The organism is Citrobacter sp. Cpo040, assembly GCF_030332915.1.
GTDB classification, from domain to species: Bacteria; Pseudomonadota; Gammaproteobacteria; order Enterobacterales; family Enterobacteriaceae; genus Citrobacter; species Citrobacter portucalensis.
In genome coordinates, this window is record NZ_JAOWGX010000034.1 from 1,117,437 (window position 1) to 1,139,837 (window position 22,401).

Below are 22,401 nucleotides of genomic sequence, written 5' to 3' on the forward strand. Positions count from 1 at the left end.
AATTATGGCGATTTATACCCGCACTGGTGATGCCGGAACAACAGCCCTCTTTACCGGACAGCGCGTGAGCAAAACGCATCCACGCGTGGAAGCCTACGGTACGCTGGACGAACTGAATGCGGCGCTAAGTCTGTGCATTTGTGCAGCGAAAACCCCGCAGCACCGGCAGTTACTTGAAAATATCCAGCTGCAGCTTTTTTGGTTCAGCGCCGAACTGGCAAGCGAAAGCGAAGAACCAACGCCAGAGCAGCGCTACATCAGCTCAGAAGAAATTGCGGCACTGGAAGCGGCCATCGATACCGCAATGGGAAGAGTACCGCCCCTGCGCAGCTTTATTCTACCAGGCCGCAGCGAAGCCGCCAGCCGACTGCACTTTGCCCGTACGCTGGCACGCCGCGCAGAGAGACGACTGGTCGAGCTCTCCACCGAGATATCCGTCAGACACGTGCTGATGCGTTATATCAATCGCCTGTCCGACTGCTTATATGCAATTGCACGGGCAGAAGATCATGACGCACATCAAAACGACATCATTCAGAAAGTGGCTGAGCGCTATCTCGCTGCCGTTCAAGCACCAGCCATAAAGGAGCCGACTATGTCTCTGTCTTTTCAGGAGCTCCACCAACTCACTCGCGCTGCGGTGACGAGAGCAGAAGAACTTCAGGTTCCGGTCGTCATAAGCATTGTTGATGCGAACGGGACCCAAATGGTGGCCTGGCGCATGCCTGACGCTTTACTCGTGAGTAGCGAACTGGCACCCAAAAAAGCCTGGACTGCCGTGGCGATGAAAACCGCCACACATGAGCTGACATCGGCAGTGCAACCCGGCGCTGCGCTTTACGGTCTGGAAAGCCATATGCAGGGAAAAGTCGTCACCTTCGGTGGCGGGTACGCATTATGGCGTGAGGGTTTACTCCTCGGGGGTCTTGGCATCAGCGGAGGAAGCGTTGAACAGGATATGGACATTGCAGAAACGGCCATTGCGGCGATTAACGTGAGAACACATCAATGAATACTTCAGAACTTGAAACCCTTATTCGTAACATTTTGAGTGAGCAACTCGCCCCGGCAAAAGCAGAAGTTCAGGGTAACGGTATTTTTCCGTCCGTTGGCGAAGCTATCGATGCAGCGCATCAGGCTTTTCTGCGTTACCAGCAATGTCCATTGAAAACCCGCAGCGCCATCATAAACGCCCTACGCGAAGAACTGACGCCTCATCTTGCTTCACTGGCCGCTGAGAGCGCAGCTGAAACAGGAATGGGCAACAAAGAGGATAAATTCCTCAAGAATAAAGCTGCGCTGGACAACACTCCAGGAATCGAAGATCTCACTACCACGGCGTTAACTGGTGACGGCGGCATGGTGTTATTCGAGTATTCCCCATTTGGCGTGATTGGTTCTGTCGCCCCCAGTACTAACCCGACAGAGACCATTATTAACAACAGCATCAGCATGCTGGCGGCAGGGAATAGCGTTTACTTCAGTCCGCATCCGGGTGCTAAAAAGGTTTCACTCAAGCTGATTGCCATGATTGAAGATATTGCTTTCCGTTGCTGCGGAATTCGTAATCTTGTCGTTACGGTCACAGAACCCACCTTTGAGGCTACCCAGCAGATGATGGCGCACCCTAAAATCGCAGTTCTGGCGATTACCGGTGGCCCAGGCATTGTTGCTATGGGCATGAAAAGCGGGAAAAAAGTCATCGGCGCAGGCGCAGGAAATCCACCCTGCATTGTTGATGAAACGGCCGACCTGGTTAAGGCGGCAGAGGATATCATCAATGGCGCATCCTTTGATTACAACCTCCCCTGCATCGCTGAGAAGAGCCTGATTGTTGTTGATGCCGTTGCCGAACGACTGGTTCAACAGATGCAGTCTTTTGGTGCGATGCTTCTCAATAGCGAAGAGGTAGACAAACTGCGCGCTGTCTGTCTACCAGAAGGCATAGCCAATAAAAAACTGGTGGGTAAAAGCCCGGCAACCTTACTGGAAGCAGCAGGAATACCGGTTCCGGCAAAAGTACCTCGATTACTGATAGGCATCGTCAAGGCTGACGACCCGTGGGTTACCAGCGAGCAATTGATGCCAATGCTCCCCGTCGTAACGGTGAGCGATTTTGACAGTGCATTAACGTTGGCCCTGAAAGTTGAAGAGGGATTGCATCACACCGCCATTATGCATTCGCAAAATGTGTCACGTTTGAACCTTGCCGCGCGCACGCTTCAGACCTCCATCTTTGTGAAAAATGGCCCCTCTTACGCCGGGATCGGCGTTGGTGGCGAAGGTTTTACAACCTTCACTATTGCGACGCCAACCGGTGAAGGAACAACATCTGCGCGCACTTTCGCACGCTCTCGTCGTTGCGTGCTGACAAACGGTTTTTCTATTCGCTAATGGGGCCGTTATGAATAGCTTTTCACTGCAAACTCGATTGTACAGCGGCCAGGGAAGTCTGGATGTGCTCAAGCGTTTCACGAATAAGCATATCTGGATTATTTGCGATGGTTTTCTCGCGCGTTCTCCCCTGATTGAAAAGCTGCGCAACGCTCTGCCAGCGGATAACCGCATCAGCATTTTCAGCGATATCACCCCCGATCCCACCATCGGTACGGTAGTACAAGGGATTGCACAAATGCAGTCCCTGCGACCGGACGTCGTGATGGGTTTTGGTGGCGGCTCAGCACTGGACGCCGCAAAAGCCATCGTCTGGTTCAGCCGACAGTTCGGTATTGAAATTGAAACCTGTGTCGCAATTCCCACCACCAGCGGCACAGGCTCCGAGGTAACCAGTGCCTGCGTGATTAGCGATCCGGATAAAGGCATTAAATATCCATTGTTTAATAATGCACTTTACCCGGACATGGCCATCCTTGATCCAACGTTGGTTGTCAGCGTACCACCAGCCATCACCGCGAATACCGGCATGGACGTGTTAACGCATGCACTGGAGGCTTACGTGTCCACGAAGGCCAGCGACTTCACAGACGCACTGGCTGAAAAAGCGGCTCAAATTGTCTTCCAGTACCTGCCTGTCGCCGTCAGCAAAGGCGACTGTCTGGCAACCAGGGGGAAAATGCACAATGCATCAACGCTCGCGGGAATGGCATTTAGTCAGGCTGGACTGGGGATCAATCATGCGATTGCCCATCAATTGGGTGGTCAGTTTCATCTGCCGCATGGACTTGCCAATGCGCTGCTGCTGACCCATGTCATTCATTTTAATGCCCGCGATCCGCGAGCTGCGAAGCGCTATGCCCGTTTTGCTAAAGCCTGCCATTTATGCCCGGATAATGCGAACGATACGGCTGCGCTGAATGCGCTCATTCATCAAATTGAGCTTCTCAAAAAACAGTGTGCGTTACCTTCTTTCGTTGACGCGCTTAAAGACGGAAAGCAAGTCTGGTCACAACGTATCCCATCGATGGTTCAGGCCGCGCTGGCTGACGTCACGCTGCAAACCAATCCTCGTGTTGCCGATGCCAGTGCCATGCAGGAACTGCTTGAGGAATTATTATGAAGACAGCCATGACGGCAGAGTCCACGCTTTATGATGCACAGACCATTCGCGAACGCGTTCGCGCAGCGGGTGTTGTCGGAGCCGGAGGCGCAGGCTTTCCTGCTCACGTAAAATTACAGGCGCAGGTCGATACCTTTCTGGTCAATGCGGCTGAATGTGAGCCAATGCTGAAAGTTGACCAGCAGTTGATGGCCGTCCAGGCTGAGCGACTTATCCGCGGCGTTCAATATGCCATGACGGCGACGGGAGCCAGTGCCGGAATTATTGCGCTCAAGGAGAAATACCAAGGTGCTATCAATGCATTAACGCCCCTTCTACCTGCCGGGATCCGCTTACATATTTTGCCTGATGTCTACCCGGCTGGTGACGAGGTTCTGACCATCTGGATGGCAACAGGTCGGAGAGTTCCGCCTGCCGCGCTGCCGGTCAGCGTCGGTGTGGTGGTCAATAACGTTCAGACCGTGCTCAACATCGCCAGAGCAGTTGAGCAGCAGTACCCCGTTACGCGTCGCACCCTGACCGTTAACGGTGCAGTCGCCAGTCCCATCACACTCACTGTCCCTATCGGAATGTCTTTACGTGACGTTCTGGCGCTGGCCGGTGGCGCAACCGTTGACGATCCCGGCTTTATTAACGGTGGTCCGATGATGGGCGGCCTGATTACTTCACTGGATACCCCCGTAAGCAAGACCACCGGGGGCCTGCTGGTTTTGCCTAAGTCTCATGCGTTGATTCAGCGGCGGATGCAGGATGAACGCACCGTGCTTTCTGTAGCAAAAACCGTTTGCGAGCAGTGCCGTTTGTGTACGGATTTGTGCCCAAGGCATTTGATCGGCCATGAATTATCCCCGCACCTGTTGGTTCGTGCGGTTAATTATCAGCAGGCGGCCACACCGCAGTTGCTGCTCACGGCCCTGACCTGTTCAGAATGCAACGTGTGTGAAAGCGTAGCCTGCCCGGTTGGGATTTCACCGATGCGCATCAACCGTATGCTGAAACGCGAGCTGCGGGCGCTCAACCATCGTTATGAAGGGCCGCTAAATCCTGAGGATGAAATGGCGAAGTACCGGTTGATCCCGGTTAAGCGCCTTATTACCAAACTGGGTCTTAGCGACTGGTATCACGATGCGCCACTGGCTGAGACTGATTATTCCACAGATAAAACGACGCTGTTGTTACGCCAGCATATTGGTGCCAGCGCCATCCCATGTGTAGAACAAGGCGAACGCGTTGTTCGCGGTCAATGCGTTGCCAATGTGCCGTCCGGTGCATTAGGCGCGCCTGTTCACGCCAGCATTGACGGTATTGTCAGCGAAATCACTGAGCAATCTATCACGGTAATTAGAGGTTAATCATGTCTCAGGCTATAGGGATTTTAGAACTCACCAGCATTGCCAAAGGAATGGAAGCGGGTGATGCCATGTTAAAAAGCGCGAATGTGAATTTACTGGTCAGCAAGACCATCTGCCCGGGAAAATTTCTACTCATGCTCGGTGGTGACGTAGGTGCCGTACAGCAGGCGATTGCCACTGGAACATCTCTTGCCGGCGATATGCTCGTTGACAGTCTGGTACTCCCCAACATTCATGCCAGCGTACTCCCCGCAATCAGCGGGCTAAACAGCGTGGATAAGCGTCAGGCAGTTGGTATTGTCGAAACATGGAGCGTTGCTGCCTGCATCTGCGCCGCCGACCGGGCGGTTAAAGCCTCCAACGTCACGCTGGTACGCGTCCATATGGCATTTGGTATTGGCGGTAAGTGCTACATGGTCGTTGCTGGCGATGTATCCGATGTGAATAACGCAGTAACGGTTGCCAGTGAAAGTGCGGGTGAAAAAGGCCTGCTGGTTTACCGCTCGGTCATACCTCGCCCGCATGAAAGCATGTGGCGACAAATGGTGGAGGGATAATGGAAAGACAACCCACCACGGATCGAATGATTCAGGAATATGTTCCTGGCAAACAGGTCACGCTGGCGCATCTTATTGCTAATCCAGGTAAAGATTTGTTCAAGAAGCTGGGATTACAGGATTCAGTATCCGCAATCGGGATTTTGACGATAACCCCCAGCGAAGCCTCAATTATCGCCTGCGATATCGCCACGAAATCCGGGGCGGTAGAGATTGGTTTTCTCGACCGATTTACCGGCGCAGTGGTACTGACGGGCGATGTCTCCGCCGTTGAGTACGCGCTGAAACAGGTAACCCGAACGCTGGGCGAAATGATGCGTTTTACCGCGTGTCCCATCACTCGGACGTAATTTCATGAAACGTATCATGCTAATTGGCCCCAGCCAGTGCGGTAAAACATCGCTCACGCAGTGCATGCGGGGAGAAGCGCTTCACTATCAGAAGACCCAGGCCATAGTCTGGTCTCCTACGACAATAGACACACCGGGTGAATATCTTGAGAACCGCTGCCTGTACAGCGCGCTGCTGGCCAGCGCCTGTGAAGCAGACATTATTGCGCTGGTACTCAATGCTGACGCGCCGTGGTCACCATTTTCTCCCGGTTTTACCGGACCAATGAACCGACCCGTTATTGGCCTCGTTACCAAAGCCGATTTAGCCAACCCGAAGCGTATTTCTCTTGTGGAGAGTTGGTTAGTTCAGGCTGGCGCGCAAAAAGTATTTGTCACCAGCGCGCTGGAGAATACTGGGGTCGATGAGATGTTCATTTTTCTGAATGCAAAGGAACCTTCATGTCTCACAAAATAATGGCCATTAATGCAGGTAGTTCCTCGCTTAAATTTCAACTACTGGCGATGCCGCAGGGTGAAATGATCTGTCAGGGGTTGATTGAACGTATCGGTTTGTCTGATGCGCAGGTCACCCTAAAAACACCAGCGCAGAAATGGCAGGAGACTTTGCCCGTAGCCGATCACCGTGAAGCCGTAACGTTGCTCCTGGAAAAACTGCTCAACCACCACATTATCAGCAGTCTGGAAGAGATCGACGGCGTGGGCCATCGCGTCGCGCACGGCGGGGAATCCTTTAAAGACTCTGCGCTGGTAACTGATGAAACGCTCGCAGAAATCGAGCGACTCGCGGAACTGGCCCCTCTGCATAACCCGGTAAATGCGCTGGGGATCGCGGTATTCCGCCAGCTATTGCCCAAAACGCCAGCCGTTGCGGTGTTCGACACTGCCTTTCATCAAACGCTTGATGAGCCTTCTTTCATCTATCCCCTGCCCTGGCGTTACTATTCAGAGTTGGGTATTCGTCGCTATGGTTTTCATGGTACCAGCCACAAATACGTTAGCTCACAGCTTGCTGAAAAACTGGGTGTACCACTCAGCGCCCTGCGCGTTGTTTGTTGTCATCTGGGCAACGGCAGCAGCATCTGCGCCATCAAAGGCGGACAATCGGTGAATACGTCAATGGGCTTTACGCCGCAGTCTGGCGTGATGATGGGCACGCGAAGTGGCGATATCGATCCGTCCATTTTACCGTGGATTGCCCTGCGAGAAGGCAAAACACCGCAGCAGCTCAACCAATTGCTCAACAATGAGTCCGGATTGCTCGGTGTTTCTGGCATCTCCCCTGACTACCGCGACGTTGAACATGCCGCAGATACGGGCAATCACCAGGCGGCGCTGGCGTTGACGCTTTTTGCTGAGCGCATTCGTGCCACCATTGGTAGCTATATTATGCAGATGGGCGGTCTGGATGCCCTGGTGTTTACCGGTGGTATTGGCGAAAACTCCGCACGGGCGCGCGCTGCGATTTGTCGTAACCTGAATTTCCTGGGGCTGGCCGTTGATGAGGAAAAAAATCAGCGTAATGCCACCTTCATTCAGACGGAAAATGCGATGGTCAAAGTAGCTGTGATTAATACCAATGAAGAGCTGATGATTGCGCAAGACGTTATGCGTTTAGCGATATCTGAAACTGTGACATTGGGCATTCCTGCATAACACTGCCGCACCGCAAATTGCGGCAAATCATGGCAATAGCGCGATCGCCATGACACTATGCGCCGAGGATTGCTGATCACATAGGTGAAGACGTGGCTGTTGCGCAATGTCCCGCATCGTGCGGAGAACTTATCCAGGGCTGGATTCTGGGCAGTGAGAAATTGGTCTCCTGCCCGGTTGAATGGTATAGCACCGTTGAGGTCACTTCAGGTTCACCGCTGACAGATGAACGTCCACTTTCGCGGGCGATGGTTGAGAGGTTATTGCTGCACTGGCAATACCCGGCACACATGAGTCAGGATATCCGAATTGATGTCCAGTCAACCATTCCTGTCGCTAAAGGGATGGCCAGCAGCACAGCGGATATCGCCGCCACGGCAATCGCCACGGCGCAGCATCTGGGGCATCAGCTAGACGAATCCACTCTGGCGCAGCTTTGCGTTTCGCTGGAACCTACCGACAGCACCGTTTTCCGCCAGCTTACGCTGTTCGATCATAACGACGCCTCCACGCAAATTGCCTGTGAAGCCCAGCCTCAACTCGATCTGCTGGTTCTCGAAAGTCCGGAAACCTTGCTTACTGCTGATTATCACCGTACTCCACGCCAGTCAGGGTTACTGGCAGGCGCTCCAGCGCTGAAACGCGCATGGGAAAAGGTACAGGAAGCCTGTATCAGTCAAAATCCTTATCGGATGGGTGAAGCCGCCACGCTGAGCGCGATCGCCAGCCAGTTGCTGTTACCTAAACCAAATTTTGATTCACTTTTAGCGCTGGTAGAAGAATGTGATTTATACGGTGTCAACGTTGCGCACAGTGGCAGCGTAGTCGGTCTGATGCTCGACAGAAAGCGTCATGATGTGGACTACATTAAATGGATGCTGACGCAGAAAAAATTAACAGAACACTGGCCGGAACAGCATTTGTTGCGGATGGTAACTGGCGGGGTCGAACTGCAATAAGGGCCGCCGCTATGCAGCGACCCGGACAAGCATAAAATCGTTACTCGGCTTTCGCTTCGCCGTTTTTCACTTCGCCCATCGCTTTCAGCTTTTTAGAGATGTCGCGGCGCTCTTTAGAGATCTCAGCGTTTTTGATGATGTAATCATCAACACGATCTTCATAATCGCTTTTCATGCTGGCGATAATGCCCTGAATCGCTTCCACGCTCATTCCAGGCTTGATGTAGTCGCTCAGGTTGTCCAGCAGCAGAACACGTTTCTGGTTGTCACGGATCTTTTTCTCAACGTCCTGGATTTCACGTTGCAGTTTGTTTTTACGACGGAACAGACGAACAAATTCCAGCACGTCCTGGAAAGAAGGCTTGGTAGTTTCCATTTTTACACCCCTGATAATGTGAGATTCGGATTCGTTAAAACAACGGCTAAAGTGGGTCAACATTACTTTCATGCCCGCCATACTTCAAGTTGCATCTGCATCGACCATGCATGGTTGAAACCTGAATTATCGAGGGTAAAGCCATTGCAGTTACCAATGGTTTTAGCCTTTTTCAGTATCATACCTCTATTCGTTGCTGAATCGAAGCAGCAGTAGAACCAATCCCCTCATCTGCTCTTTATTTGCGCAGCGCGCGACAGATCAAATGAGAGAGCAACTCCAGCTGTCGCGCCATTTCCATATTTAGCCAAACGTAGCCGTGAATGGGCGTTTCAGCGACATTATCGCCCTTATGCTCAGCAATAAGCTGTCGTAACTCCACCACGGTGTCATTGAGTTTTTCCGTATTGGCAAGCACCGGTTGTGGATTACCTTCATACAATGCGTGGGTTATCGTCAGTAGCGCCTGTTGTGTCCTGAGCTGTGTTTCACGCAAAGTATGCGCATTCAACATGACAAAGTGGCTGGTACGGCTGGCCCATAGCGCATTGATTTGCAGCTCAAGCATGCAGACCAGGTTGCGATTTACCGTCTGAATAGCTTCAAAGATGGATTTTTGAATGCGGGTTTCTTTGCTGGCAGGAACGATGAGCCCACGCATTTTGACAACATCGCTTAAAAGCTGTTGTAAATGCTTTTCCAGGCGCGGTTGCTCCAGCAGGTTGGGAGATAGCGCAGCCTGATACACCCGATTGTACCCCGTTACGCAATGCGCCAGCTGAATTCGCCAGTGTATAAATGCCCGCTGCGGCCAGATACCGGTAAACAGCATTGCCAGTAATGAACCCAGAATAACATCGCCACCGCGCCATAACGCTGTGTTCATATCTCCAGCGGGGGCACCCACAACGACCGCAAGCGTTATACCAATCAGCAACGCCTGATACGGCTTTTTACCCAGTGCCAGCCAGCCGCAGAGAAACATCGCCACCGCGCACCATATCAGCATTAGCGGAAGTGAAAAGAGTTCCAGACGCAGGGCCACCAGCCCAAGTACCGAACCCAGAATTGTCCCGCCAATACGCTCAAACGCTCTGGGGACAACGTTCCCCCAAAAGGAAATAGGCCCCATGATTACCACCAGCGTAATCAGAGGCCATGTACCTTCAGGAATGTTCAACAGGCGAACCAACAGAAAAGTAAAAAGAAACGCCAGCGCAATGCGAACACCATGCACCACACGATAATGACGATACAAACGAATTTCAAAAGGACTCAGTGACTTATCTGCACGCACTCATGCACTCCGTCAGGGAATTGCAAAGAACAGAATTGTACCTGTTTTTTGAGTGAAAACATCACCCTGATGACCAGGACATTCATCCTGATTTACACCAAAAACAGTTACTTCGACTGTACCGGCACGTACATTTCAATGTCCCAGTAGCCGTCCTCCATGCCATTGTTCATATAAACTTCAAAGCAAGGTTTAGCGGCTATCGCATACGTCGAATCCTGCAGCAGGCGCTCAAAGAACTGATACCACGGCGTCGCGAAGTCATGATTTTCAACGCGCGCAACGGCGATAGCATAGTCGCCCCCCGCCAGTTCGGTCTGGATCACCCCTTCGCTGTTTTCTGGGATCTCAAAACCTTCAGGCACAGACACCACGGTATCACAACGCAGTTTTTCCGCCGGAACAACGTCAGGATTGTCGTAATAAACAGCTATCCATTCCAGCGGTACGATCTGCTTACCGTCGACCCACATCATTAACTGTTCGAAACCCTGCTTTACCGTTTGTTCCCACGGTCCAACCATATGGAAACCGGCAATTATGCGTTTCTCGACCTGCTTTATCTCGTACTCCATATAACCTCCGTTATTACACTGTATTTATATACAGTGTAATTTTTAGGTATGACGGCCACAAGGAATCAGTGATTATTATGTGAGCAGATTCGCACTCTTGCCAGTCAGGCACATCAGGAAAAACTACGCCTTGTGGTGGAAGTAATCGCTCAAACGCGAGAAGACACCGCCTTCGTTGACAGACTCCAGCGTAACCAGAGGCCAGTGCGCCACCAGTTTATCCCGATCGTAGAGTTCAATTTCCCCCACACGTTGATGGGCAGCAATAGGGGCAACCAGTTCTTTCTTATCAAGAACATATTTTGCCTTGATATTAGCGACTTCGGCTTTAGGCAGGGCCATCCAGAAATCCTGCTCTGTGCCAAGGCTAATTTTTTCTTTATCGCCGTACCAGATCCGTTCAATACCAACCTGCTTACCGCTACGTAATACCTGCACGGTATCGAAGTTCTGTTGTCCCCATTGCAGCAGTTTTCGCGCCTGGTCTTCACGCCCTTTCGCACTCTCCGCCCCCATCACAACTGCAATCAGGCGGCGCTGGCCATCAACAGCTGAAGCAATCAGATTGAATCCAGCGCCGGAGGTATGCCCAGTCTTCAGACCGTCGACGTTCATGGTTTTATCCCACAACAAACCGTTACGGTTTTGCTGCGTGATTCCGTTCCAGGTAAGGCTTTTTTCACTGTACATATGGTAGAAATCCGGCTCTCCATGGATGATAGCTCTCGACAGCACGGCCAGATCGTATGCTGAGCTGTGCTGACCTGGCGCATCCAGACCATGTACCGTTTCAAAATGCGTGTCCCGCAGGTTCAGCTTTTGCACATAGTTGTTCATCATCGCGACAAACTGCGGCTGCCCTCCGGCGATGTAATCCGCCAGCGCCACGCAGGCATCATTACCGGAATCAACAATTAGCCCGCGACTCAGGTCGCGCACAGAAACGCGATCACCTTCTTTCAGGAACATTAAGGATGAACCGACGAATACCGGATTATCTTTCGCCCAGGCATCGCGCCCTACGGTGACAATATCTGTCGGACTAATACGCTTGCTGTCGATTGCGCGATCGACAACATAGCCGGTCATCAGCTTGGTCAGGCTGGCAGGGTTGCGCTGCTGGTGTTCATTTCCGGCTGTCAGGATTTGGCCCGTGGTGTAATCCATTAATACCCACGCCCCGGCATTAATTGCCGGAGGCTGTGGAGCGAAACTGGCGACGTCGGTCGCGTACGCGGGCGAAAAACTCATCGCAAATAGTGAAGCGGCAATAAACAAACGGCGTTTCAACAGCATGTCCTCAGGAAATGGAGAAATAGCCGTTCTTTTTACGGAAGTTCTGGCGAACAAACATGGATAAATTGCAAGAAAATGTGACATAAGGCACATTTTCTTGCTGTAAGGAAAGGATTTCAGATATCGACCGCGTCTGGCGTTACCCTTTGCGCGGTGCCGTTTCTGCGTGATGGCTACGATGACGATGATAGCCATCTATCATGCTGCGGAAAATTTGCCCCGGCGTGTCACCCAGCGTGCACAGGTAAATATGTGCACAGATGAACAGTAAGCCGACAATCGCCAACACCATATGCAGCACCAGCATCACAGGCCCTGCCCCTATCACCTGCGGGTAGAGGCATAACAACCCGGTGATGATTAGCAGCGGAACCAGCGCATACATGATGGCCAGATAAGCCAGCTGTTGTAGCGGGTTAAATTTACTCTCTGCCGTTGCGGCAAACGGGTGTGGTTCACCCTTCATGATGCCATACAGATAAAAGCGCGTTTGCAACAAGCAGCGTGATATCAACCCATTAAACTTCACCCGGTAATGACAACCGTTGCCGCTGGTTGCGTTGATTAGCACAAAACCAACCCAGAAGGCCAACAAGGCGAAACCGCACCAGGTATGTACCTGCACCATCAATGCCACCGGTCCGAGAGAGAAGTGACCAAACAGGCCACTCAGCAAAAGCAGGATAAAAAGCAGCGCATTACCCCAGTGCCAGCGGCGGACTGCCAGAGAATAGAGGTAATCCCGGTGCTCTTCTCCGGTTGCCGTCTTGGGTGCCAGCATCCGACGTAACAGCGCGTGCATAACCAGGCCCGCAATCATCAGCACAACAACAACGCCTGCATAAATGAGCCACAGCGGCCAGTAGTCCGGCGCATAGTTAAGCTCTGCTCCCCAGATAGAATTCATGCTTTACCCTCCTGATGGATCTCTTTACGCCGATAAACACTCACCGGACCGCTACGCGTATCCTGCTGGCGATAAACCTCTTTTTGATTTATCCAGTGCTGAATTTCCGGATCGTCACGACGACCAAATTTCAGCGCATCCGTCGGACAAACGGAAACGCAGGCGGGCGAGTGACCGCTCTCGAGTCGGGTATCTGCGCAGAAGTTACATTTGTCGGCAATTCCCGTTTGCGGATTGAGATAACGGACATGGAACGGACAAGCGGCAACGCAGTAGTCACAGCCAATACAGCGAGACTTATCCACCTGCACAATGCCATTTTCGTCGCGAAATGATGCACCGGTCGGACAAACGCTGACGCAAGGCGCATCTTCACAATGCTGACAGGAAACGCGAACAAACTGGAAGTGGGACAGTACCTCGGGTTCATGTTCGGGTGAACGGATCTGCACCTGTAGACGGCTAAATCCCTCTGGCACATCATTCAGAACTTTGCAGGCAACCGTGCATGCCTGACAGCCGATACAGCGTTTCTCGTCATGCAGCATGACATAAGGGTTTGTAGATTGATTCATGATGTTCTCCTTTCTCATGCCCGACGAAGCGTAACGCCAGCGGTGTGGACCACCGTACCGGAAACCGGACTGGTAACATGCGGAAGCAAATTACCGCAATGGATACCGTGCGTTGTCGCTGCGGTTTTGGCTCCCGCCTTGGCGCCAAATCCCATATAAACAAACAGCGTATCGGGCCGAATTCCGGCGGTGACCAGCGCTTTGCCTTTTTCCTTGCCGGTCGCATTTTCCAGCCAGATGTCATCACCGCTTTTGATGCCTTTTTCACGGGCCGTTTGCGGGTGGATCCACACTGCGTTATCCCACATCAACTCGCTAAGCAGTGGCACGTATTGCGTCGCACCGTTGGTATGCACCGCCACTTTTCCCTGGATAAAATAGAGTTCACTGTCGCCTTTAAGCGCAAAATTGCGCGCGCGCGGAATACCGTAGCCAGGCAGGAGCGTTTCCAGCTCTTCGGAATAGAGTTCGATTTTTCCTGACGGAGATTTAAAGCGCAGTTGCTCGCCATAGGTACCGTCGCTGTCAACCGCCACCGCGCCCGGATAGCGTTCCACAAACTGACGCACCGCTTCAGGTTCACGCAGCAGCAACGGAACACCCCACTCCCGATACCCTTTCTGACGCAATTCAGCAGATAGCGCATGATCGCCATTAAGCTGGTATAACTGACGCGTTTGCATATCCTGCCATGGGTAGAATTGGCCAAGGCCTAACTGCACGGCCAGCTCTTTCCAGATTTGCCAACTCGGACGCGCATCACCAATAGGTTCTACTACCTGCTGACGCAGGGCATAGGCTGGATTCAGACCCGACATGTCTGAAACTTCTTCATCGCGCTCAAGGTAAGTACATTCAGGCAAAAGGTAGTCGGCATACGCCGCGCTTTCGCTTAAATAGACATCACAACTGACCACAAGGTCGAGCTGTTCAACGGTTTTGACCAGATCTGGTCGACAGGTTACGGTTTGGAAAGGGTTGTGTCGGGACATAATCCATCCCTTCACCGGATAAGGCGTCTGGTTTAACACAGCATCAATGATGCTTTGCACCACACCACCGCCCGCCGCGATGTACTTAAACTGCGGGGCTACCAGATCGATACGCTGCGCCGTTGGCTTGGGTAATTTGACATCGGGTTTTGCCAGCACCGGAGCGACCTTCTCTCCAGCCAGCTTATTGTAAGTTGCCGCCGCTTTTTTCTGATACAAACCGCCTTCACGCTCAATATTGCCAAGCAGCACATTGAGGGTAAAAATCATGCGCCGCATATCAATTTCTTCTTGCGAAAACGTCGCGCGATGGCCCGGACTGACGATGGCATGAGGCGCGCAGGCGGCCATTTCGCGGGTGACCCGAACAATGACATCAGCAGGCACATCCGCGAGCTGCTGCGCCCATTCTGGCGTGGTCTCTTGTACCGCTTCTGCCAGTTGCTCAAACCCCGTGGTGTAGCGCGCAACAAAGTCCGCGTCATACAGATTTTCATTGATCATGACGTGACACATGGCCATCAGCACCGGTAAGTCGCCGCCCGGCTTGAGCGCATGCCATTCATCCGCCTTGCTGGAGAATACGGACAAACGGGGATCGAAGCTGACCATCTTCGCCCCCTTCTCCTGCGCGGTCATCAGCTCATGCGTATCAGCAACCTCGATCCCTTCATAGAGGTTATGGCCAAAAGAGACCATATAACGGGTATTGGCGATATCCATGGCTAAATCGCCACCCATCATCACTTTAGCGGCAATGGCTTTACCGGCAGGACACGTTGATGCGTGAGTAAAGGTATTCGGTGACCCGAAAGCTGTCGCGAGGTGAAATAAATGGCCAGACAGCGAGCCAGATTTAGACGAGAAGACGACTCCCTGGGGACCATATTGCGTTTTTATTGCCGTCATTTTTTCGGCAATTTCTTTATACGCCTGTTCCCAGCTAATCACCTGCCAGTCACCGCTCCCGCGAGGTCCTGTGCGTTTCATGGGTTTAACAATGCGATGAGGGTCGTTGACCAGGCTAACGCCGCTGCCGCCGCGAGCGCAGACACGTGTCCCCTGCTGTGGCGCGTTAGGGTTTCCCTGAATAAAAACCGTTTTATTATTAATCACCTGAGCCTGAATTGGGCAGCGAAAAGAACACATCTCGCACAAACTTGGCGTCAGGGATGTTTTCCCTTTGATACTCTCTGGAGAATTTCGCGCCAGTGCCCCAGGCGGGAAACTGCCTATCGCACAGGCTGAACAGCCTATACCCACTCCTCGCAAAAAATTACGCCGACTAATGCTCATATAACCTCCTGTTATTAGATATATCCAATAATTATATGGCGTTTGGATTATTTATTTTTTACATCAATCACATTTCATTACAATGCATGACAGCGAATTGACATAAATAAAAACCCATTGTTTATAAAAGATTTTTAAAGTTTCCAGAACACAACAAAGAAGAGGAAAATAACAATAATGGTTATCAGTTAGATTATTTACAAACCCGCAACCTCAAGATATTTTATTTCCGTAATTTATTTTAACCGCGCGAAATTTATTAGTTAATTCCATTAATGTCCTGTTTATCTCAATTTTATTGCGTACACAATCCAGCTTCGATAATGCCATAGCTGATTATCTCGCTATTTTTTGGTATTCTTGAACCAGCGCTAAATTGATCCCGGACATAACTGAACAATGAATGACGGCAAGCAGCAACCTGGTTTTCTCTTCCACGATTACGAGACCTTTGGTACCCATCCGGCGCTGGACAGACCCGCGCAATTTGCGGCTATCCGCACAGATAATGATTTCAACATCATCGGTGAACCAGAAGTCTTTTATTGCAAACCCGCGGACGATTATCTGCCGCAGCCTGAGGCGGTGTTGATTACGGGTATCACACCGCAGGAAGCACGTGAAAAGGGAGAAAATGAAGCCGCTTTTGCTGCACGGATCCACGCCCTGTTCACCGTGCCGAAAACCTGTATCCTGGGTTATAACAACGTGCGCTTCGATGATGAGGTGACGCGCAACATCTTGTATCGCAATTTCTACGATCCCTATGCCTGGAGCTGGCAGAACGATAATTCGCGCTGGGATCTGCTGGATGTGATGCGCGCCTGCTATGCCCTGCGCCCTGAAGGCATTAACTGGCCGGAAAACGACGACGGCTTACCCAGCTTCCGACTGGAGCATTTGACCAAAGCCAACGGTATTGAGCATACCAATGCTCACGATGCTATGGCGGACGTATACGCTACAATCGCAATGGCGCAATTAGTGAAGTCGCGCCAGCCGCGTCTGTTTGATTATCTCTACAGCCATCGTAATAAGCACAAGCTGGCGGCGCTGATTGATGTCCCGCAAATGAAGCCGCTGGTCCATGTCTCTGGTATGTTCGGCGCATGGCGCGGCAACACCAGTTGGGTAGCGCCGTTGGCGTGGCATCCGGAGAATCGTAACGCGGTTATTATGGTCGACTTAGCCGGTGATATTTCGCCGCTGCTCGAACTCGACAGTGACGCCCTGCGCGAGCGGCTCTACACGTCTAAAGCGGATCTGGGTGATAACCCGGCCGTACCGGTTAAACTGGTGCACATCAACAAATGCCCGGTACTGGCACAGGCGAATACCCTGCGTCCGGAAGATGCTGACCGTCTTGGTATTAACCGCCAGCACTGTCTGGATAATCTCAAAGTTCTGCGTGAAAATCCGCAGATACGCGACAAAGTGGTCGCGATCTTTGCCGATGCGGAACCCTTTACACCATCAGATAACGTAGATGCCCAACTTTATAACGGCTTTTTCAGCGATGCTGACCGTGCGGCGATGAAAATCGTTCTGGAAACCGAACCACGCAATTTACCAGCGCTGGATATCTCCTTTGTCGATAAGCGCATTGAAAAACTGTTGTTTAATTACCGTGCACGTAACTTCCCCGGAACGCTGGACGAAGCTGAACAGCAGCGCTGGCTGGACCATCGTCGCCAGGTATTCACACCGGAGTTTTTGCAAAATTACGCCAATGAATTGCAGCTATTGAGCCAGCAATATGCGGATAACAAAGAAAAGTTGATGCTGCTGAAATCACTCTGGCAGTACGCCGAAGAGATTGTATAAATCCCACGTATAAAAAAACGGAGAACTTGTCTCCGTTTTTTTCAGCTAAATACCGTTATTACGCGACATCTTCGTCGTACTGCGGCACCGGGTTGCGGAAGCTTTTGGTCACACAAGCCAGGTAAATCAGACCGATACCAGCCCAGATCAGACCCAGAACCATTGAGCTCTCTTCCAGATTCACCCACAGCGCACCAACGGTCAGCGCACCGCACATCGGCAGGAACAGATACTGGAAGTGGTCTTTCAGCGTCTTGTTACGCTTCTCACGGATCCAGAACTGGGAGATCACCGACAGGTTAACGAAGGTAAACGCCACCAGCGCACCAAAGTTAATCAGCGCCGTCGCCATCACCAGGTCGAAGTTGATTGCCAGCAGAGCAATCGCACCAACCAGAATGATGTTCATAGACGGAGTACGCCATTTCGGGTGAACATAACCGAAGAAACTTTTCGGGAACACGCCGTCACGCCCCATCACGTACATCAGACGCGCTACGCCAGCATGCGCCGCCATACCGGACGCCAGTACGGTAATGGTAGAGAAAATCAGCGCGCCAACCTGGAAGAACTTACCGGCAACGTACAGCATGATTTCCGGCTGTGAAGCGTCTGGATCTTTGAAGCGCGAGATATCCGGGAAGTACAGCTGCAACAGATAGGTGGAGACGATAAAGATCAGGCCACCAATCAGCGCAGTCAGGAAAATCGCACGCGGGATCACGCGCTCAGCGTCTTTGGTTTCTTCTGACAGGTTGCTGATACCGTCAAAACCGGTGAACGAGAAGCACAGGATGGTAGCGCCCGTGATCATCGGGATCACGTGTGCATCACCTGACCAGAACGGACGGCTGCTCGCCAATGTACCAGCACCTTCCCCTTCGAACACGCCATAAACGACCATGCCGAGGATCACTGCAATCAGCACCACCTGCAACAACACGATTACGGTGTTGAAATTCGCAACGGATTTAAGGCTGCGCAGGTTAAAGGCGGTCATGAAGGCTACCAGCGCCACCACGAATATCCATGACGGTATCGACGGCACCAGGGCTTCAAAATAAATTTTTGCCAACAGAATGTTGATCATCGGAGCGAACAGGTAGTCCAGCAGTGATGACCAACCCACCATAAAGCCAACGGTCGGGCTAATGGATTTCTGGGCGTAAGTGTAGGCAGAGCCTGCAGACGGATAGCGACGCACCAGTTTACCGTAGCTCAGTGCGGTAAAGAGGATGGCTATCAGTGCAAAGGCGTAAGCTGTCGGGACGTGACCATCGGTCATTCCTGATACGATACCGAATGTATCGAACAGCGTCATCGGCTGCATATAGGCAAGGCCCATCATGACAACCGGAACCAGCGTAAGCGTTTTACGTAATTCCACGCGAGAGGTGTTTGGAGTAGCGTTATGCGACATGGTTATCCTCCATTACGGCGAAAACCGTCGCGTAAGCAAAAAATTGCCCCATTTTTTGTTAATCCTCAGCGACAACAACTGTCGATTTTTAAGTAAGTATCTATCCGGTACGAAGCCCGGCCTCTTTTATGAATGATTGGTTTGATGCAAAAAAATAACCGACGCGTATTAAAACGTCGGTTAATGTCATTTTTTGCAAGCGGCGTATTTTGCACTAATTTGGGGAGAAATAACAAGAGATTGAAGCGGCCACAAAAGAATATTTTTTCTTAACTGATTGATTTGTCAGCAGCCGTTTTAACATACACCCCCGCGATAGCACTATTTGCTAAAATCTCATCCCGCCACCAGGCGCTGGCAAGCCCGGCGGTCTGTTCATTCCACCCTATCCACACGGGTTCAAACAGAATTTGTCCGACCACTTTCTTCTCAATCAGCGCGCCGCTGTCCAAAAATCGCTGCGCCAGATAACGTGGAATATATCCGCATCCCAGACCACTAATTTGCAGCTCCAGCTTGGTTTTGAAGTCAAAAACGGTAATCGCTTCCTGATCGTCCAACACCTGAACGCCGGAGATGTTCGCTTGATGCGCATTATCTCCCACCACAATGGCGCGAAAACGGCGAATGGTACGACGATTTAGCGGTTCCTGTTCCTGCGCCAGCGGATGATGCGGCGCAACCACAAACACCTGTTCCAGAACCCCGAGTCGCGCGAAACCAAACTCACTCGCGGCAGGCGGTTCGTGCATGGCACCGACAATAATATCCGCCCGGCCCTGAGTGAGGGCATCCCAGGAGCCGCCCAGCACGCCATTGATAAATTTCAGGCGCGTCACGCTGTGGTGTTGATAGAAAGATTCGATGAGTGGGGCCAGCAGTGAAAAGGGAAACGTATCATCTACGCCAATAACCAGTTCATTCTCCCAGCCTTCGTGAAGTTTAATCGCCTGCTTTTCGAGTTCACGGACGGTGTGCAGCACCTCCCGCCCCTTTTCCAGCAGCATCTGTCCGGTGCGGGTGAACTTAGCCCGGTGCCCGCTGCGATCGAGTAGCTGAATATTAAGATCGCTTTCCAGCTTATGAACGGTGTAGCTAAGCGCAGACGGCGTCTTAAACAATTTTGCCGACGCCGCCGCGAAACTGCCCTCTTTTTCTAAGGCATCGAGGATGATAAGAACGTCCAGCAGTGGTTTCATACTCGCCCCCTGGCGGTATACAGCGGCACTCTGCTGGCTTGTCACTCCATCGGCATCACCAGCGGATCAGGATACTGGTACTCAAACCCAAGCTCATTACAAATACGGTTGCCATCAATGACTTTACCTTTACCGTTATCCGTACCGTCGCGAAATTCCGGCGGCTCCATCCCCAACTGGCGGGCCATCTGCGGATAGAACACGTTACGCGCCGGATGCATAGGCGCACATATATTATAGATGTGTCCCCCTTTAGGCGCTTGCAGCAGTAACGTGATGGCAGAAACCACATCGTCCAGATGCACCAGATTGACGCCATGATGTCCGTCTGGTGCCGTCTTGCCAGCGAAGAAGCGACCGGGATGCCTTCCCGGGCCGACCAACCCGGCCAGACGCAAAATATCCACCGACGTACCTGGCAAATTGTGCAACCAGTCTTCAAGTTCTTTCAGAACACGACCGCTCGCCGTGACCGGATTACGCGCCGTCCCCTCTTTCACAGTACCTTGAACGTCACCATAGACTGACGTCGAACTGGTAAAAATAATTCGTGGGATGCGGTACGCCAGCGCGCTGTCGACCAGTTCCTGCATTGCCTGCAGGTAAAATGCCTCCCCGGGACCGCTACGGCGTGCAGGCAGCGTAATAACCAGCGCATCGGCGTCCATCAGTGCATCGAGATCGTCAGCCTCACAGACCAGTTCAGGTTCCAGGCGCAGCGAGTAGCTCTCGATACCGCTCATGCGGGCCGCTTCCACCCCATCCAATGTGGTTTTGCTGCCGGTAACCTGCCAGCCTCTCGCCGCCAGCGACATGGCTAACGGCATACCTAACCAACCTAACCCGACAATTGCGACCTTTTTCATGCCTTCTCTCCTGACTTTTGGCCTATAACGCAAGGCTACGCCAGCCCACGGTGGCTGACAATTCATAGTATCAATATGAAATGAATTAATGATCAAAAAAAGCCCTTGCTTTCCGTAGCTAAAGTGGTTTAGGTTAAAAGACATCAAATGAATAAACATTCATCGAGAAAATTTATGACACGCGCTCAATTCAAACACCATCATCACCATCATCCTGACTAGTCTTTCAGGCGATGTGTGCTGGGAGACGTTTAAATCTTCCAGCGGTGCATGAGCGTATGAGAAAGCCCCCGGAAGATTTCTTCCGGGGGCTTTTTTTTGTGCGTGACCCAAACTGATTCAGACAGGATAACGAGGAATAAAGAATGTTAGACAACACCCGTTTACGCATAGCTATGCAGAAATCAGGCCGCTTAAGCGATGATTCACGCGAATTACTGGCCCGTTGCGGCATTAAAATTAATCTTCACACCCAGCGCCTGATTGCGATGGCGGAGAACATGCCGATCGATATTCTGCGTGTGCGTGATGACGATATCCCGGGTCTGGTGATGGACGGTGTCGTTGACCTCGGCATCATCGGGGAAAACGTTCTGGAAGAGGAACTGCTCAACCGCCGGGCACAGGGTGAAGACCCTCGCTATTTTACCCTGCGCCGTCTGGACTTCGGCGGCTGCCGTCTCTCGCTGGCTACCCCGGTTGATGAAGCCTGGGATGGCCCGGCAGCGCTGAACGGTAAACGTATCGCGACCTCTTACCCACACCTGCTCAAACGTTATCTCGATCAGAAAGGAGTTTCGTTTAAATCTTGTCTGTTAAACGGTTCTGTAGAAGTTGCTCCCCGTGCGGGTCTGGCTGATGCGATTTGCGATCTGGTGTCCACCGGCGCAACGCTTGAAGCCAACGGTCTGCGCGAAGTAGAAGTGATCTACCGCTCTAAAGCCTGTCTGATTCAGCGCGACGGCGAAATGGCCGAAGCCAAGCAACAACTGATCGACAAACTGCTAACCCGTATCCAGGGGGTTATTCAGGCCCGTGAATCCAAATACATCATGATGCACGCGCCGAGCGAGCGTCTGGACGAGGTCATCGCCCTGCTGCCCGGCGCTGAGCGCCCTACCATTCTTCCTCTGGCGGGCGACCAGCAGCGTGTTGCCATGCACATGGTCAGCAGCGAAACCCTGTTCTGGGAAACAATGGAAAAACTGAAAGCGCTCGGTGCCAGCTCAATTCTGGTGTTGCCGATTGAGAAGATGATGGAGTGATCTGATGCCTGATGGCGCTTCGCTTATCAGGCCTACAAGAATTGTCACAATCATTGATATTACGGGTCTTGTAGGCCGGATAAGGCAGCGCCGCCATCCGGCAACACCCGATGATGGAGTAA

General features: G+C 52.0%; 22 protein-coding genes, 1 pseudogene and 1 other annotated feature. Of the genes and pseudogenes, 12 read left to right on the plus strand and 11 right to left on the minus strand.

What is annotated here, in order from left to right; genetic code table 11:
* The first annotated feature begins 4 nt into the window (after positions 1-4).
* The 9 genes from pduO (at position 5) to OGX86_RS10275 (ending at position 8,391) form a co-directional block, all read left to right on the plus strand.
* Entirely contained in the window at positions 5-1,012 is a 1,008-nt protein-coding gene (gene pduO / locus OGX86_RS10235) for a two-domain cob(I)yrinic acid a,c-diamide adenosyltransferase PduO (RefSeq protein WP_048215997.1), read from the plus strand.
* Positions 1,009-2,394, plus strand: a complete 1,386-nt coding sequence (gene pduP, locus OGX86_RS10240) for a CoA-acylating propionaldehyde dehydrogenase PduP (RefSeq protein ID WP_136392087.1) — start codon at positions 1,009-1,011, stop codon at positions 2,392-2,394. The genes pduO and pduP overlap by 4 nt, the downstream gene beginning before the upstream one ends.
* Before the next feature lie 10 nt (positions 2,395-2,404).
* Complete coding sequence (locus OGX86_RS10245; RefSeq protein WP_128317438.1) at positions 2,405-3,517, plus strand: 1-propanol dehydrogenase PduQ; 1,113 nt, start codon at positions 2,405-2,407, stop codon at positions 3,515-3,517.
* Positions 3,514-4,869 (plus strand): cobalamin reductase PduS, encoded by a 1,356-nt coding sequence (gene pduS, locus OGX86_RS10250; protein WP_286639936.1) that lies wholly within the window; start codon positions 3,514-3,516, stop codon positions 4,867-4,869. Before OGX86_RS10245 ends, pduS begins: the two co-directional genes overlap by 4 nt.
* 2 nt (positions 4,870-4,871) lie before the next feature.
* Positions 4,872-5,426: a propanediol utilization microcompartment protein PduT gene (gene pduT, locus OGX86_RS10255; RefSeq protein WP_003030201.1), complete on the plus strand. Its 555-nt coding sequence runs from the start codon at positions 4,872-4,874 to the stop codon at positions 5,424-5,426.
* On the plus strand, positions 5,426-5,776 hold the full coding sequence (gene pduU / locus OGX86_RS10260; RefSeq protein WP_032939586.1) for a propanediol utilization microcompartment protein PduU: 351 nt from the start codon (positions 5,426-5,428) through the stop codon (positions 5,774-5,776). Before pduT ends, pduU begins: the two co-directional genes overlap by 1 nt.
* A gap of 4 nt (positions 5,777-5,780) precedes the next feature.
* On the plus strand, positions 5,781-6,233 hold the full coding sequence (gene pduV / locus OGX86_RS10265) for a propanediol utilization protein PduV (protein ID WP_286639938.1): 453 nt from the start codon (positions 5,781-5,783) through the stop codon (positions 6,231-6,233).
* Positions 6,218-7,432 (plus strand): acetate/propionate family kinase, encoded by a 1,215-nt coding sequence (locus OGX86_RS10270; RefSeq protein ID WP_048215992.1) that lies wholly within the window; start codon positions 6,218-6,220, stop codon positions 7,430-7,432. The genes pduV and OGX86_RS10270 overlap by 16 nt, the downstream gene beginning before the upstream one ends.
* A 92-nt stretch (positions 7,433-7,524) precedes the next feature.
* Positions 7,525-8,391: an L-threonine kinase gene (locus OGX86_RS10275; RefSeq protein WP_286639941.1), complete on the plus strand. Its 867-nt coding sequence runs from the start codon at positions 7,525-7,527 to the stop codon at positions 8,389-8,391.
* A gap of 40 nt (positions 8,392-8,431) precedes the next feature.
* On the opposite strand, the gene OGX86_RS10280 is transcribed toward OGX86_RS10275, so the two are convergent.
* From OGX86_RS10280 to phsA, 7 genes are all read right to left on the minus strand, one after another.
* Positions 8,432-8,767, minus strand: coding sequence for a DUF496 family protein (locus tag OGX86_RS10280; protein ID WP_003834176.1), 336 nt, complete (start codon positions 8,765-8,767; stop codon positions 8,432-8,434).
* A 238-nt stretch (positions 8,768-9,005) separates the two neighbouring features.
* Entirely contained in the window at positions 9,006-10,064 is a 1,059-nt protein-coding gene (locus OGX86_RS10285; RefSeq protein WP_008785155.1) for an FUSC family protein, read from the minus strand.
* Between the two features lie 107 nt (positions 10,065-10,171).
* Positions 10,172-10,639, minus strand: a complete 468-nt coding sequence (gene sbmC / locus OGX86_RS10290; protein WP_008785156.1) for a DNA gyrase inhibitor SbmC — start codon at positions 10,637-10,639, stop codon at positions 10,172-10,174.
* A 123-nt stretch (positions 10,640-10,762) separates the two neighbouring features.
* Complete coding sequence (gene dacD / locus OGX86_RS10295) at positions 10,763-11,935, minus strand: serine-type D-Ala-D-Ala carboxypeptidase DacD (protein ID WP_032941959.1); 1,173 nt, start codon at positions 11,933-11,935, stop codon at positions 10,763-10,765.
* Positions 11,936-12,074: 139 nt separating this feature from the next.
* Positions 12,075-12,842 carry a thiosulfate reductase cytochrome B subunit gene (phsC, locus tag OGX86_RS10300; protein ID WP_252431051.1) on the minus strand — a complete coding sequence of 256 codons (768 nt, stop codon included), beginning with the start codon at positions 12,840-12,842 and terminating at the stop codon, positions 12,075-12,077.
* Complete coding sequence (gene phsB / locus OGX86_RS10305) at positions 12,839-13,417, minus strand: thiosulfate reductase electron transport protein PhsB (RefSeq protein WP_048215988.1); 579 nt, start codon at positions 13,415-13,417, stop codon at positions 12,839-12,841. Before phsB ends, phsC begins: the two co-directional genes overlap by 4 nt.
* A gap of 14 nt (positions 13,418-13,431) precedes the next feature.
* Positions 13,432-15,705: a thiosulfate reductase PhsA gene (gene phsA, locus OGX86_RS10310; RefSeq protein WP_008785159.1), complete on the minus strand. Its 2,274-nt coding sequence runs from the start codon at positions 15,703-15,705 to the stop codon at positions 13,432-13,434.
* A 399-nt stretch (positions 15,706-16,104) separates the two neighbouring features.
* On the opposite strand from phsA, the gene sbcB reads away from it, so the two are divergent.
* The gene (gene sbcB, locus OGX86_RS10315; RefSeq protein ID WP_048215987.1) at positions 16,105-17,529 is read left to right on the plus strand and encodes an exodeoxyribonuclease I; all 1,425 of its coding nucleotides are present in this window, start codon (positions 16,105-16,107) and stop codon (positions 17,527-17,529) included.
* A 58-nt stretch (positions 17,530-17,587) separates the two neighbouring features.
* Here the strand turns inward: sbcB and plaP are convergent, their stop codons facing one another.
* The 4 genes and pseudogenes from plaP to OGX86_RS10330 form a co-directional block, all read right to left on the minus strand.
* Complete coding sequence (gene plaP, locus OGX86_RS10320; RefSeq protein ID WP_003834188.1) at positions 17,588-18,949, minus strand: putrescine/proton symporter PlaP; 1,362 nt, start codon at positions 18,947-18,949, stop codon at positions 17,588-17,590.
* Positions 18,939-19,001, minus strand: a complete 63-nt coding sequence (gene yoeI, locus OGX86_RS22750; RefSeq protein ID WP_110498811.1) for a membrane protein YoeI — start codon at positions 18,999-19,001, stop codon at positions 18,939-18,941. Before yoeI ends, plaP begins: the two co-directional genes overlap by 11 nt.
* Positions 19,002-19,163: 162 nt before the next feature.
* Positions 19,164-20,148 (minus strand): annotated as a pseudogene (locus OGX86_RS10325) (LysR substrate-binding domain-containing protein).
* A gap of 41 nt (positions 20,149-20,189) precedes the next feature.
* Positions 20,190-21,014, minus strand: a complete 825-nt coding sequence (locus tag OGX86_RS10330) for an SDR family oxidoreductase (protein WP_286639945.1) — start codon at positions 21,012-21,014, stop codon at positions 20,190-20,192.
* Between the two features lie 174 nt (positions 21,015-21,188).
* Between OGX86_RS10330 and hisL the strand changes: the two genes are divergently transcribed.
* Together hisL and hisG are read left to right on the plus strand one after the other, a co-directional pair.
* Positions 21,189-21,236 carry a his operon leader peptide gene (gene hisL / locus OGX86_RS10335; RefSeq protein WP_100250077.1) on the plus strand — a complete coding sequence of 16 codons (48 nt, stop codon included), beginning with the start codon at positions 21,189-21,191 and terminating at the stop codon, positions 21,234-21,236.
* Positions 21,212-21,334, plus strand: a sequence feature (His leader region). Its footprint overlaps the gene before it by 25 nt.
* Before the next feature lie 45 nt (positions 21,335-21,379).
* Complete coding sequence (hisG, locus tag OGX86_RS10340; protein ID WP_003834191.1) at positions 21,380-22,279, plus strand: ATP phosphoribosyltransferase; 900 nt, start codon at positions 21,380-21,382, stop codon at positions 22,277-22,279.
* Positions 22,280-22,401: the final 122 nt, after the last annotated feature.